Source organism: Nocardia sp. NPDC058058 (assembly GCF_042885355.1).
GTDB lineage: Bacteria > Actinomycetota > Actinomycetes > Mycobacteriales > Mycobacteriaceae > Nocardia.
This window is the reverse complement of the sequence record NZ_JBHVSA010000001.1, coordinates 18045-31823: the sequence shown is the minus strand read 5'-3', so window position 1 is coordinate 31823 and position 13779 is coordinate 18045. Positions and strand designations below refer to the sequence as shown.

The following is a 13779-nucleotide window of genomic DNA, read 5'->3' as shown; positions in this document are numbered from 1 at the left end:
GTCCGTGTGGCGGGCCCGCAACGGGTGACCGCCACACATATCGGATCAGCGGACGGACAGCCGCCCACCATGCAATAGCCGAGAGTTAACCACAATTCACGATGGGAGACCGCCGCGCACGCCGCGACCGGTTACAGCAGATTCGCCAGACCCGAGAGCGGACCGGGAAGCGCGGCCACGTGGTTCTTCAGACCGGTCGCCACCGGATTCGGGGTCGCCGCGCGCAGCCGATCCAGTTCCGTCTGCATGGTGCCGACGGTCTGCTCGTAGAGACGATCCACCAGTTCGGTGTCCTCCGGATCACCGGGCTGGGTGGACCAGTCCAGGGCGGGCAGGAAGCTCACGTCCACGTGCGAGGGCAGCGGAATCTGCGGCAGAATCGGCGCGATGCCGAACGGCAGGCCGACGGTGTACGGAAACACCTTGGCGCGCACCAGTTTATCCAGGCCGAGCAGGCGCGCGGTGCGCTCACCGCGGCTCACGATGAAGATGGAATCGTGACCGCCGTTGGCGACCGCCGGAATCACCGGCACGCCCAATTTCAGTGCGAGCCTGATGAATCCCTTGCGCCCGGCGAAATCGACCTTGCCGCGATCGGTCCACGGGCGGCACGCCTCCCAGTCACCACCCGGGTAGACCATCACCGCGCCGCCGTCCTTGAGGCCCGCGGTCGCCGCCTCCTGCGACGCCGGGATGACGCCGAAATCGCGCAGGCTGTCACCGAGACCCGGTGCGCGCAAAAGGATTTCATGCGCCACGCCGTAGGTGGGCTCATTCGGGCGACGATCCATCGCCGCCATGAAGGTGATCCACACCTCGGGCGCCCAATAGATGGACGAGTGATTGCCGATCACCAGCGCCGGCCCCGCCGCCGGTAGGTTATCCACGCCCGTCACCCGCGGCGTGAAGTAATTCGTATAGGCCCGAGCCAGGGGAAGCAGTGGGTGGTTCGGGTTCGGAAGTACCGGTGTGTTGTTCATGGAATGTCCTGTCGTATCGCCTTGCCGATGACGGGCGGCACGTGACGACACACGCCGACGTTTCAATTACTCAACGTCGAGCCGAAATGTATTGCCCCCGGACAACATCCCCATTGATAGTCCTGACGGCCGCGTCCAGCGCGGTCCGGATTGGCAGTGCGCGTGTCGCTGCGTTGCGACCGATGCCCGTCACCGTCCTCCTGCCCTTCCGAGGTTAGCAAGCCAAGCAATTGCTTGTTAGGAAGTGTGCGAAACCCAACATCCGCAGCATGATTCGGGTGTGAGCGGGAATGCCGACATAAGATGGCAGGCCCGGGACACATAGTTAGATGCGCATATCCGGGTAGTCGAATATTGCGGGGATCCGGGCGCTCCCGGACCCCCCTGCGATCGGAATCAGTTCAGGCCGCGACGGCGGTACAGCGTGCCTGCCGCCAGGTATCCGACCAAACCTATTGCGGCGCACCAGATCAGCGCGGTCACCGGGCTGTGGCCGACCGGCGTTCCCATCAGCAGACCGCGCACGGTCTCGGTGATCGGGGTGATGGGCTGATGTTCGGCGAAGCCTTGCAACCAGCCGGGCAGTGTATGCACCGGCACGAAAGCGCTACTCACGTAAGGCAGGAACATGAAGCTGAAGGTGAAACCATTGGCCGCCTCCGGATTCGGGGCGAGCAGCCCCAGTGCGGCAGCCAGCCAGGACAGCGCGAGAATGAATACCGCGAGCATTCCGAGCACGCCCAGCCAGCGAATGGGATCGGCCGTGGGCCGGAAACCGAGCGCCACCGCCACCAGAATCACCAGGCCGGTGGTGATCATATTGCGCAGTACGCTCTCGGCCACATGGCCGGTGAGCACCGATGATCGCGAAATCGCCATGGTGCGAAACCGATCGATAATGCCGGAGTGCATATCGGTGGACACCGCCACGGCGGTGCCGCCCGCACCGAAACCCGCACAGAGCAGAATGATTCCGGGGACCACGTAGTCGATATACGCGCCGCCCACGTTCAGCGCGCCGCCGAAAACGTAGACGAACATCAGCAAGATCATCAGCGGAATGACGATCGTCATCAGCAGGGTGTCGGGACTGCGCAGGGTATGCCGGAAACTGCGGCCGACCATCGTGCCCGAATCCTGGGCCGCGCGAACCAGAGTGCTCACGATTGTGCGCCTTTCGAGGAGTCACCGGTCAGCGCGAAGAAAACATCGTCGAGATCCGGTGTGTGAATGGACAATTGGCCGATGGACAGGTCATGGTCGTCGAAATGCTCCAGCAGCCTGCGGATATCGCCGACGCTGCCGTCCGAGGGCACCGACAGCACCAACTGCTCCATATCCGCCTGCGCGGACCGCACCACGCGGGCGGCGGCCGCCAAGCCGTGTTCATCGGCGAAACTCAGCCGGACGTGGCCGCCGGGGGCCAGCTTCTTCAATTCGCCCGCGGTGCCCTCGGCCACGATGCGGCCGTCGTCCAGGACCGCGATGCGGTCGGCGAGTTGATCGGCCTCCTCCAGGTACTGCGTGGTGAGGAAGATCGTCACGCCGTCATTCACCAAACCTCTTATCACGGACCATAATTCGCGCCGACTGCGCGGATCCAAACCGGTCGTGGGCTCATCGAGGAAGACGATGCGCGGATCGCCCATCAGGCTCATCGCCAGATCCAGGCGGCGCACCATACCGCCGGAGTAGGAACCGGTGCGCTTACCCGCCGCCTCGGTCAGATCGAACTGTTTCAGCAAACGCGTTGTGCGCCTGGCGGTTTCCGCGGCACCGAGGTGTAGCAACTTGCCCACCAGGCGCAGATTCTCCGCACCCGTCAGCACCGGGTCGACCGCCGAATTCTGACCGGTGACACCGATGATGCCGCGCACGGCATCCGCCTCGCGGACCGGATCGTGCCCGCCCACCAGCATTCGCCCGGCGTCCGGGCGGCCCAGGGTGACGAGCAGCCGGACCACGGTGGTCTTGCCCGCGCCATTCGGTCCGAGTAGTGAAAAGACTGTTCCGGCAGGCACATTCAGATCGATGCCGCGCAACACCCGATGGTCGCCGAAGGATTTGGTCAGCCCGGACACCTCGATGGCGGGACTGTCACTGACTGTCATGGGGAACCCCCGAATCGTAAACTGCGTATGGTCTACACTATGTATATAGGCTACACAGTTTCCCGAATGGCGCAAGATGTACGGGAGCGCGAGAACGGGAGGGTCGAATGGATCGGCACGACGAAGGCGTCCTGCCTAAATCGGTCAAACTGCTGTGGAACATGGAGGATCCCGGCACCCGCGGCCCCAAACGCGGACTGAGCCTGGACCAGATCGTCGACGCCGCCGTCGCCATCGGCGATGCCGAGGGCTATGCCGCCATCTCGATGGGCCGCATCGCCAAGGAGCTCGGCTTCACGCCCATGTCCCTCTACCGGTACGTGGACAGCAAAGACACCCTGATCGAGATCCTGCACGACCGCATCATCGGACCCCCGCCCCAGCTGCCCGCCGACGCCGGTTGGCGCGCCAACCTACGGGCCTGGGCTTGGGCCGAATTCCACGCCATCCGCAATCGCGAATGGTGGATGGACATCCCCGTGACCGGTCCCCCGCTGGGCCCGAACAATATGGACTGGCTCGAAACCGGCATGGCCGCCGTCACCGCCCTGCCCATCCCCGAACCCCAACGCCTGCAACTGGTGACGAACCTGTCCTTCTTCGTCGTCGGCCGCGCCCGCTTCCTGCGCGACACCATGCGCCACGTCGACGACGACAAGAACTACAGCGCCATCCTCGCCGCCGTCCTGGACCCCACCCGCTACCCCGCCGTCACCAGCGCGGTCACCAACAACGCCTTCGAAGACGACGACATGCAATGGGACGAAGGCGATTTCGGCTTCGCCCTGGACCGCCTACTGGACGGCTACGAGGTCTACATCGCCAACTACTCCAAACGAGACCGCTGATACTCCAACATTTTTCGTGGATGAGCGACCCGGAACGCCTCGATGACGGACCGGGCCTGACCTTCGAGATCTTCCACTTCGGCATGCAGTCCGTAACCGAATTGATCGCTGTACTCACCCGAATCGTCGAGCAGCCAGATCCTCGCCACGTCGTACTCGCCGAGTACCGCGCCGATCCAGTCCACCGAACAATTCCAGCGGCCCAGGATGGTCGGATCCTCGAGCACCGCGGCGTTGACCAGCCGGGCCAGCGTGCGCGCGGGCCACTCCCAGCCGTGATCGGCCTCGGCTCGCGCTATCTCCCGGTCGTATTCCGGTGCCGCGAAACGGAATTCCTCGGCCAACCCCGCACCGGACTGCCGTTCCCAATCCCGCCAGACCACCTCATCGCCCTCACGCACGATGGTGACATACAGTCCCCCACAGCATCCTTCGGTGCACCACGCCTCCGCCAGCCGCACCCGGCGGGGCTCCTCCGTGGCACGCAGCTCACCCCGGAGCAGTAGTTTCTCGGGCGGCTCCGCCGCACCTTGATGAAACAGGTCGGCAATGATCGGGCGGCCGTCGATCAGCACCCGGGTCTCCACTCCCCCGAAAACACCCGAGCGCGGGGGAATCGGCAGCGTGATACGAATCTCGAAGCGGCGCAATGGGTTACCGATAGCACCGGCCATCGTGCCGTCATGCCCGATCGCCAGCACGGCGCGGGCCCAGCGCGCCCGCCATCCCGAATAGGAAGTCTCCGAACCCGCGTCCCGTTCGGCTTCGTCCAGGGTCCGCGTCCACGCCGGGGAGCGAAGCACCACCAGCAAACGCTCCAGTATCTCCTCGCGTTCACCCCGCGCCCAGTCGAGACAGGCGGAGGCCCCGGTACGCAACTCCTCGACAACAGCGGCCAGTTCCGCGCAACGCTCCGATGTCGGTGCCATCCAGGTGGTTTCGGCCGCGATCAGCGCAAACACCCGCCGCGCGTCACGATAGCGGTCGATCACCGTCCCGTAATCATCATGCCTGGTCATCCGCAGCATCAGCCCGATCGCCTGATCCCGCAACCGATCATCGCGATCAACCGCGACCAGCGCATCGGCCAGGCGGGTGACCTCGGCGATCCGCAGGGCGAATTCATTGCCCCCGGGACCGAAGTCGGACAGCGCATTACGCAGCAGCCAGCGCCGCGCCATCGGATCGGCCCGGTCGACAAGTGCGCGGATCACATATCCCCGCCGTTCCGCCCCGGCGCGCTCGGCCAGCCACACCAGATCCGCCGTCGTCCCGGTGATCCCGGCAATCGTCCGCACCACCGACTCGGTGAAATCAGGCAGCAGCCCCATCATCCGAAGAACCGGAATATCCGCGCGCCGCGCCGTGGCCTCCAGTAGCAGTAACCCCACCAGCACTGCCCGCCGATCGGTTCCGTTGCGCACCAGCCACATCCCGGCCCGCCGCAGCCGTTCCGGTGCCGGGTCGACACCATCGGGCAGGGGAAACAGCGCCGCCCCCTCGACCCGCCCGATCGAGGAAAGCCCCGGCCGGCTCAACTCGGCATGCAACCGCTCCGGAGCATCATCGCCCGCCGTGAAATACGCCGCCAACAGCCCGGCAATAACGTCCTTCGGATCGGTATAGGGCGCACGTGACTCCCGCCGTGCCACGGCATCATCCGGAAGCGGTTGTCCGCCATACGGCAGAGCCCGATCGGGAAACCGCGAATACAACCCATTGACGTGTTCGAACAGTGAATCCGGGTGCCCGGGCGTCCCGCGCCCGCCAACTGCACTCACCGGAAGAAGATGAACTCGATTCTCTTGATCACACCTCCACGATACCCCGCACATCCGACCGGGCAATACGGGGTCAGCCGATGCGGTAGAGCCAGAGGCGGGGGTTGGTGGGGTTGCCGGTGGGGGTCCAGCCGTAGGTTTGGGCTATGCCTTCGCCGGAGTAGGCGGTGAGGTAGGTGAGTAGGTCGGGGTGGGTGGTGTGGCCGGAGGCTATGGCGTGCAGGACTATTGCGGTGAGGTCGTAGGACTCGGCGGAGTAGGTGCCGGGGGGTGAGCCGGTGAGGGTGCGGTAGGCGGTGGCGAAATCGGTGGGGGCGGGGGCGCAGGGGCAGGAGAGGGTGGCGCCCGCGGCGGCGGTGCCCGCGCGGTCCACGAAGGCGGGGTCGTTGCTGCCGTCGCCGGAATAGAAGGGGACGGTGATGCCCGCGGTGTGGAGGAGCGGGAGCAGGGTGGCGGATTCGGTGTAGTAGCCCGCGTAGAAGAGGGCGTCGGGGCCCGCGGTGGCGATCTTGGTTACGGCGGCGTTGAAATCGCCGTGCGGGTCGAGGGCGAAGGAGCAGTTGGTGTCGGCGGCCGCGCCTAGGCCGGTGGTGACGGCCTTGCCTAGGGCGACGCCGTAATCGCTGGTGTCCCAGACCACGCAGACACCGTGGTGACCGGCGGTACCCGCGAGATAGCGGCCCATGGTGACGCCCGAGAAGTCGTCATCGGCGAGGCCGCGGAAGAAGGTGCGCCAACCATTCTGGGAGAGTTGGGAATTGGTGGCGGACGGGGTGAGGAACGGGAGACCGGCGGCGCTGAAGATCGCGCCGGTCGCCTTGGTCTCACCGGAGAATGCCGGGCCGATCAACGCGGCGATCGAGGGGTCGGCGGTGATCTTCGGGGCGAGTTGGGCTGCGGTTTGCGGATTTCCGGCGGTGTCGAACTCCTTCACCGTGATCGCGCAGCCCGGATTCTTACGGGTGAACTGATCGACGGCCAGGCGTACGCCGCCGAGCACATTGCGGCCCAGCGCGGCATTCGGGCCGGTGAGCGCACCGGCCATGGCGATACTGGTCGGCTGACAGGTCGCACCACCGTCCCCGGCCGGGTCCAAGGGAGTATCGACGGCGCTCGCCGGATTGCCGTCCCCGTCCACTCGCATCAGGGGTTGGATACCGCCGCCCGGGGTGATCGTCATCTCCCCGCCTCCGGCCGGAATGGCCGCGCCCGCCGAAGAATTGGACGACCCCTTGTCAGCGGACTTCGAATCCCTTGTAGCCCAGATGATTCCGAAGGACAACGCCAGCAGCACCACGACCGCCGCCGCACCGATAGCGACCCATTTCCCCCGGCGCGGTGGTGAAGTAGCCGGGACCGGATTCGGATCGATCATCGTCGGGGGCGTAGTGACCGGGTTCGATGCGATAATCGTTGGGGGCGCGGTGGTTTCGTATCGCGGTGCGGACACCATGGTCGGTGGCACGCCGGTGAGGGCGCGGGTCGCGGCGGCGGCGAAATCACGGCAGGTGTCGAAACGTTCGGCCGGATTCTTGGCCAGGGCGCGGTCGAAGACCGCGTCGAGCGAGGTGGGCAGACCGCCACGGCGGGAACTGATCGGCGGGGGCTGGAAATGCAGATGACCCGCGACTATCGCGGCGGCCGTACCGGATTGGAACGGCGTCGCACCGGACAGTAGCCAGTACAGGCTGCACGCGAGCGAGTATTGATCCGACCGCTGGTCCAGCGACATACCCGACAGCTGTTCGGGCGAGGCGTAAGCCAGTGTGGCGGTGAGTGTTCCGGTGCGGGTCAGATGCGCGGTGTCATCGCGCAGGCGGCCGATGCCGAAGTCGGTGAGCAGCACCCGCTCCTCATGACCCAGGGTCGGCCGGGCCAGCATGATGTTGGCGGGCTTCACATCTCGATGCAGCACCCCGACGGTATGCGCGTAGTCCAGGGCCTTGGCGGTCTCCCCCACGATGCGAATCGCATGCGGCGGCGGCAACTCCGGCGGTAGCAGCGCGGCGGCATCGGAGCCGTCGATGAACTGCATGGCGATCCACAGTCGCCCGTTCTCGACCCCGCGATCGGACACCGTGACGATATTCGGGTGATCGAGCCGGGCGATCAATTCCGCCTCGCGCTCGAACCGGGCGCGAATCTCGGCGTCCCCCGCGAACTCCGGGCTCAGCACCTTCAACGCGACCATGCGGGGCAGGCGCGGATGCCGGGCCAGATACACCGAACCCATCCCGCCGCTGCCCAGCAGCCGTTCGACCTGGTATCCCGCGAAAATCTCACCCGCACGCATCGCCCGGTCCCCTCGGCAGCTACAGATTCCCTGGAACCGTACACCGGACGGACGCGACAGGCCCCCGGTTCAGCACCGGGGGCCTGTCCGAGCGAACCACCGCTCGCGAATTACTTCTTGCGCTCGCGCTTCTCGCGCACGCGCACGTTCACCTGCACCGGCGAACCGTCGAACCCGAACTCCTCACGCAGCTTGCGCTCCAGGAACCGGCGGTAACCGGCCTCGAGGAAGCCCGTGGTGAAGAGCACGAACGTCGGCGGACGCGTGGACGCCTGGGTCGCGAACATGACGCGCGGCAGTCGCCCGCCACGCATCGGCGGCGGGGTCGCGGCCACGACCTCCTTGAGCCAATTGTTCAGGCGGCCCGTGGAAATGCGCTTATCCCACGATTCCAGCGCGGTCTCCATCGCCGGAACCAGCTTCTGCACCGCACGACCGGTATGGGCGGAGATATTCACCCGCTGCGCCCAGCGCACCTGCACCATCTCGCGGTCGATCTCCCGCTCGAGCTGCTCGCGGCGATCCTCGTCGACCAGATCCCACTTGTTGTAGGCGATCACCAGTGCGCGACCGGTTTCGGCCACCATGGAGATCACGCGCAGATCCTGTTCGGTGATCGGCTGCGAGGCGTCGATCAGCATGACCGCCACCTCGGCGGCCTCGATCGCCGACCGGGTGCGCAGCGAGGCGTAGAACTCGGTACCGCTGGCATTGGCGACCTTGCGGCGCAAACCCGCGGTATCGACGAAACGCCAAGGCTTACCGCCCAATTCGACCAGCGAATCGACCGGGTCGACGGTGGTGCCCGCGACATCGTGCACCACCGAGCGCTCTACGCCCGACAGCTTGTTGATCAGCGAGGATTTGCCGACATTCGGCTTGCCGACCAGCGCCACGCGACGCGGACCGCCCTGCAAACCGCTGCCCTCGCGCGGGGTTTCGGGCAGCACCGCCAGAATATCGTCCAGCAGATCACCGGTACCGCGACCGTGCGCGGCCGAAACCAGTTTGGGCTCACCGAGACCCATCGACCACAGCGCGGCGGCGTCGGCCTCGAGCTTCTGATTGTCGACCTTGTTGGCGACCAGGATCACCGGGGTCTTGGAGCGGCGCAACACCTTTGCCACCGCTTCATCGGTCGCGGTCGCGCCGACCACGGCATCCACCACCACCACGATCGCGTCCGCGGTCTGCATGGCGATCTCGGCCTGACGGGCCACCGACTGCTGCAGACCCTTGGCGTCGGGCTCCCAGCCGCCGGTGTCCTGCACCAGGAAACGCCGTCCGGCCCAGGTGGCCTCGTACGAAATGCGGTCGCGGGTAACGCCCGGAACATCCTCGACCACCGCTTCGCGGCGGCCCAGAATACGGTTCACCAGCGTGGATTTACCCACGTTCGGCCGGCCGACCACGGCCAGCGTCGGCATGGGTACATGCTCGGCGTCCTGCTCGCCCTCGAATTCGGCGATATCCCAATCGGCTTCGTCCGACCAGATGCCATCACCGGCGAAGGTGTCCTGCGTCACTGCGCGCCTCCTGCCGAAATCTGCTGTCCGACAACGCGGTACAGCTCGTCGATAACCTCGTCCATATTCAGCTCGCTGGTGTCGACCAGCACCGCGTCCTCGGCCGGACGCAGCGGCGACACCTTGCGGGTGGAATCGAGGTTGTCGCGGCGCTGCACATCGGCCAGCACCGCCTCGAAATCATCACCGCGACCCTCCGCGATGTTCTGCACATTGCGGCGCGAGGCACGGGCCTCGGCGGACGCGGTCAAATAAATCTTCACATCGGCATCGGTCAGCACGACGGTGCCGATATCGCGGCCCTCCACCACGATTCGGCCCGCGGCGGCGGCGATCTCGCGCTGCAACGCCACCAGCTGATCGCGCACCTCGGACACCGCCGACACAGCGGACACGGCCTTGGTCACCGCATTGCCGCGGATCTCCCCCGACACATCCTCACCGTCGAGCAGAATCACCTCGCGGCTCGGATCGGTGCCGATGGTCAACGGCAATTCCTTGACCGCGGCGACGATCGCATCCGCGTCATCGAGATCGACACCGCTGCGCAGCACGCGCAGCGTCGCCACCCGATACATGGCGCCGGTATCGAGATACCGGGCCTCGAGCCGGGTCGCCAGCTTGCGCGACACACTCGACTTGCCGGTGCCGGACGGGCCGTCCATGGCCACGACCAGCGGCGCGACGCCGGTGAGTCCGCTGAGCCGATCTTTCACAGTTCCCACACCGTTCACAACGACACCGCCTCGTAGAGCTTCCCGATTTCGTCACGACCAAGAACACGCAGCGCACCCGGGCGCTGATCACCCAGCGCCACCGGACCCACATGGGTACGCACCAGCGCGGTCACCGGATGGCCGACCTCGGCCAGCAGGCGGCGCACAATGTGCTTGCGACCCTCGTGCAGCACGATCTTCACCAGCGATTTGCCCTGGCCGACCTCGAGCACCTGGAACTTGTCGGCCTTGGCCGGACCGTCCTCCAGCTCGACGCCGTCGCGCAGCAGCTTGCTGACATTGCGCTGATTGACCTCACCGTTGACCGTGGCCAGGTAGGTCTTGGACACCTCGTACGACGGATGCATCAGGCGGTGCGCCAGATCGCCGTCATTGGTGAGCAGCAGCAGACCCTCGGTATCGGCGTCCAGGCGGCCGACGTGGAACAGGCGCTGCCCGGCCGCGATCCGCTCGGCGACGATATCGCCGACGCACGGGCGGCCCATCTCGTCGGACATGGTGGATTGCCAGCCCTTGGGCTTGTTCAGGGCCAGGTACACCTGCTCGTCACGAACGACGACACGCACACCATCGACACGAACGACCGCGTTCTCCGGATCGATGCGCAGGCCCTGCTCGGTCACGATGCGACCGTCGACCTCGATACGACCGGCCTCGATCATGTCCTCGGCCACGCGCCGCGAGGCGACACCGGCCTTGGCGAGCACCTTCTGCAGGCGCTCACCCTCGCCCCACGGAAGCTTCTTCCGGGTGTCGCGGTTCTCCTCCTCGACATGCTGATGCCGGGCGGGCTTGGCATTGCTCAACATCACCGGCAGTGCGGGCGACGGGCGATGCACCTTCTTCTTCGGCGCGGGAGAGGTGCTCGGCGCGAGCGGGCGACCGCCGCCTATGCGACCGCGCGCGGCATTGCGATCCTGACCGAAACCGGTGCGATCGGCGCCGAAACCGGTGCGGCCCTGCGCACCTCGCGAATCGCCGGTGCGCGGAGCGCCGCCCCGGGGAGCCGAACCGCCGCGCGCGGACGGGGCCGCGCCACGCGAATCACCGAAAGAGCCACCGCCACTGCGGGATCCACCACGAGAGTCGTAGGAACCCGAGCCGCCACGCGCACCACCGTACGAACCGGAGCCACCGCGCGAATCACCACGCGCACCGCCGAAGCCGGAACCGCCACGCGAATCACCGCGCGCGCCACCGCCATACGAACCGGAACCGCCACGCGAATCACCACGCGAGCCACCGCCATACGAACCCGAGCCACCGCGCGAATCACCACGCGCGCCACCGTACGAACCGGAGCCGCCACGGGAATCCCCGCGCGAACCGCCGCCGTACGAACCCGAGCCACCGCGGGAGTCGCCGCGCGACCCGCCGTAGCCACTACCACCGCGCGAATCACCGCGCGCGCCTTCATAGGATCCGCGAGAGGAGTCTCCGCGTGATCCACCACGCGGGGCCGAGCCGCCGCGCGAACTGCCATATGAATCGCCGTCACGCGAGGCCCCGGACCTGTCGGTCCGGCCTCGGGCGGCCTGCGAACCGCCCCGGGGCGATTCGAAATTACGTTTACTACGGTCCGGTGTGCCATCTCGGCGAGCGGGAGTATTCACGTTGTCCTATTTCAATCCTCGGTGCCGAGGTCGATATTCGACTCGGCTGGTTTTTTCAGCCTGGTGAACCGTGGGTCCGTATCCAGGCTCTCGTTGATCTCGTCGATCAGGTCGACGCCCGGGAGCAGCGGCGCCAACGGCGGCAAATCCGCCAGGGACGCGAGTCCGATCCGTTCCAGGAACAGTTCGGTCGTGACGTACAAAGTGCCGTTGGTCTCCGGGTCCGTTCCGGCCTCCGCGACCAGCCCCCGCGCCAGCAGGGTCCTGATCACGCCGTCGATATTCACGCCGCGCACCGCACTCACACGGGCCCGGGTAACCGGTTGACGATAGGCGATAACCGCCAGGGTTTCCAAGGCAGCGCGAGTGAGCTTCGAACGTGCGCCGTCCAACAGCATACGTTCCACATAGGGCGCGAATTCCTGCCGCGTGTAGTAACGCCACCCATCCCCCACGAACCTGAGATCCATGCCACTGCGCCGATCGGACAATTCGGCCGACATCTCCCGCAGCGCCGTCTCCACCCGCAACGCCGTCGCGTTCACCGCGCTCGCCAGCAAATCCACCGGCGCCGGCGCGTCCACCACCAGCAACATCGCCTCCAGCGCCCCCCGAAACTCGACCTCGTCCAACGTTTCCGAGTCGAGCGGATCCACCTCGTCCCCGAACTCGAGACTCGTCTGCCACGCCTCCCCGAACGACCCGTCCGCCACCCCATCGGACTCCACGGTGGTCCCATCCACATCCGACACGGCCACATCGGCCTCCCGCACCACACCCCCGGTGTCGTGGGCAATGTCACCTAGGACGTCGCTCTCACCACCCGGCTCCGGGGTCGCGTCATCCAGGTTCCGCACTGCCTCGGTCACCCGTAGTCCTCCTCTATGGTTACCGGTTCGGGTCGGTCGTTCGGCTCGCCCACGTAGCTCACCGAGAGCGGGCCGAGTGGATCGGACTGATCGAACTCGATCGTTTTGCCGCGGTAGAGCTCCAGCAGGGCCAGGAAGCGGGCGACGATTTGCACCGCTACCTCGCAGTCGTGGCAGATCTCCGCGAAGGTGGTCCAGCCGCCTATGCCGCGGGCCTTGAGCATTTCCAGTACCAGGGCGGCCTGTTCGGCCACCGAGATGGAGTGGTTGTGCAGATGGTCCAGGCCCACTTTGGGGATCGGGCGGGGGCGGAACGCGGCCGCGGCGACCTCCGCGAAACCCGCGGCATCGACTCCCAGCGTAACGTCCGGCAACAGCTCCAGGTAGCGCTCTTCCAGCGAGACCGCGCGCGGATAGCGTTGGAGCGCAGCCGCCTCCAACTCGCCCAGCAACTCCGCCACCTGTTTGAAGGCGCGGTACTGGAGCAGGCGGGCGAACAGCAGGTCGCGGGCCGAGAGCAGTTCCAGGTCTTCCTCATCGGAGACCTCGCCCGAGGGCAGCAGGCGCGCGGCCTTGAGATCGAGCAGGGTCGCGGCCACGACCAGGAATTCGGTGGTCTGATCCAGGATCTTGTCCGCGCGCAGACCGTGTTCGGTGGACATGCTGGCGGTCAAAGCCTTGGTGTAGGCGATGAATTCGTCGGTCACCTTGTGCAGGGCGACCTCGGTGACATCGAGCCGGCGCGAGCTGATCAGCTGCAACAGCAGATCGAACGGGCCCTGGAAGTTGCTCAGCTGGAGGTGAAATCCGGTCTTCTTGTCCGAATTGACCGGTTCTGCGGGCTCTTCGGCCGACGCGACCATATCCGCGACCACTCCCGAATCCACGACCACTCCCGAATCCACGGCAATGTCCGAATCCTCGGCGGAGACGATATCCGCGACAATGCCACCCACGGCATCGGGACCCTCGGACAGCGGTGTGTTCACGTCCACCGGGTCGGTTGCGGGCGCGGGTTCGA

11 protein-coding genes and 1 pseudogene are annotated in these 13779 nt (G+C 66.3%); 1 reads left to right on the top strand and 11 read right to left on the bottom strand.

Annotation, left to right across the window (positions count from 1 at the left end; genetic code table 11):
• Positions 1-131: 131 nt before the first annotated feature.
• The 3 genes from ACFVUS_RS00150 to ACFVUS_RS00140 form a co-directional block, all read right to left on the bottom strand.
• Complete coding sequence (locus ACFVUS_RS00150) at positions 132-887, bottom strand: 1-acyl-sn-glycerol-3-phosphate acyltransferase (protein ID WP_387760909.1); 756 nt, start codon at positions 885-887, stop codon at positions 132-134.
• 489 nt (positions 888-1376) lie between these two features.
• Positions 1377-2105 (bottom strand): ABC transporter permease, encoded by a 729-nt coding sequence (locus ACFVUS_RS00145; protein WP_387765336.1) that lies wholly within the window; start codon positions 2103-2105, stop codon positions 1377-1379.
• Between the two features lie 35 nt (positions 2106-2140).
• Complete coding sequence (locus ACFVUS_RS00140) at positions 2141-3091, bottom strand: ABC transporter ATP-binding protein (RefSeq protein ID WP_387760908.1); 951 nt, start codon at positions 3089-3091, stop codon at positions 2141-2143.
• A 107-nt stretch (positions 3092-3198) separates the two neighbouring features.
• Between ACFVUS_RS00140 and ACFVUS_RS00135 the strand changes: the two genes are divergently transcribed.
• Positions 3199-3939 carry a TetR/AcrR family transcriptional regulator gene (locus tag ACFVUS_RS00135; RefSeq protein WP_387760907.1) on the top strand — a complete coding sequence of 247 codons (741 nt, stop codon included), beginning with the start codon at positions 3199-3201 and terminating at the stop codon, positions 3937-3939.
• On the opposite strand, the gene ACFVUS_RS00130 is transcribed toward ACFVUS_RS00135, so the two are convergent.
• The 8 genes and pseudogenes from ACFVUS_RS00130 to ACFVUS_RS00095 form a co-directional block, all read right to left on the bottom strand.
• Positions 3918-5591, bottom strand: coding sequence for a hypothetical protein (locus ACFVUS_RS00130; RefSeq protein WP_387760906.1), 1674 nt, complete (start codon positions 5589-5591; stop codon positions 3918-3920). The two genes, ACFVUS_RS00135 and ACFVUS_RS00130, sit on opposite strands and share 22 nt — an antisense overlap.
• A 202-nt stretch (positions 5592-5793) precedes the next feature.
• Positions 5794-8013, bottom strand: coding sequence for a bifunctional serine/threonine-protein kinase/ABC transporter substrate-binding protein (locus ACFVUS_RS00125; protein WP_387760905.1), 2220 nt, complete (start codon positions 8011-8013; stop codon positions 5794-5796).
• Positions 8014-8123: 110 nt separating this feature from the next.
• The gene (der, locus tag ACFVUS_RS00120) at positions 8124-9539 is read right to left on the bottom strand and encodes a ribosome biogenesis GTPase Der (protein ID WP_387760904.1); all 1416 of its coding nucleotides are present in this window, start codon (positions 9537-9539) and stop codon (positions 8124-8126) included.
• Positions 9536-10204, bottom strand: a complete 669-nt coding sequence (gene cmk / locus ACFVUS_RS00115; protein WP_387765334.1) for a (d)CMP kinase — start codon at positions 10202-10204, stop codon at positions 9536-9538. Before cmk ends, der begins: the two co-directional genes overlap by 4 nt.
• 65 nt (positions 10205-10269) lie before the next feature.
• Positions 10270-11082, bottom strand: a pseudogene (locus tag ACFVUS_RS00110) (pseudouridine synthase); the annotation flags it as partial.
• Positions 11083-11165: 83 nt separating this feature from the next.
• Positions 11166-11585 (bottom strand): hypothetical protein, encoded by a 420-nt coding sequence (locus ACFVUS_RS00105; RefSeq protein WP_387760903.1) that lies wholly within the window; start codon positions 11583-11585, stop codon positions 11166-11168.
• A gap of 315 nt (positions 11586-11900) precedes the next feature.
• A complete protein-coding gene (gene scpB / locus ACFVUS_RS00100) occupies positions 11901-12545 on the bottom strand; it encodes an SMC-Scp complex subunit ScpB (protein ID WP_387765332.1) in 645 nt (214 codons plus the stop codon).
• A 209-nt stretch (positions 12546-12754) separates the two neighbouring features.
• On the bottom strand, positions 12755-13621 hold the full coding sequence (locus ACFVUS_RS00095; protein WP_387765330.1) for a segregation and condensation protein A: 867 nt from the start codon (positions 13619-13621) through the stop codon (positions 12755-12757).
• Positions 13622-13779: the final 158 nt, after the last annotated feature.

What these genes read in the sequence shown, in the direction of transcription:
- ACFVUS_RS00145 (WP_387765336.1), bottom strand. Translation starts at nt 2,105, where the DNA reads ATGGTCGGCCGCAGTTTCCGGCATACCCTGCGCAGTCCCGACACCCTG.
- ACFVUS_RS00140 (WP_387760908.1), bottom strand. Translation starts at nt 3,091, where the DNA reads ATGACAGTCAGTGACAGTCCCGCCATCGAGGTGTCCGGGCTGACCAAA.
- ACFVUS_RS00135 (WP_387760907.1), top strand. Translation starts at nt 3,199, where the DNA reads ATGGATCGGCACGACGAAGGCGTCCTGCCTAAATCGGTCAAACTGCTG.
- ACFVUS_RS00125 (WP_387760905.1), bottom strand. Translation starts at nt 8,013, where the DNA reads ATGCGTGCGGGTGAGATTTTCGCGGGATACCAGGTCGAACGGCTGCTG.
- cmk (WP_387765334.1), bottom strand. Translation starts at nt 10,204, where the DNA reads ATGGACGGCCCGTCCGGCACCGGCAAGTCGAGTGTGTCGCGCAAGCTG.
- ACFVUS_RS00095 (WP_387765330.1), bottom strand. Translation starts at nt 13,621, where the DNA reads ATGGTCGCGTCGGCCGAAGAGCCCGCAGAACCGGTCAATTCGGACAAG.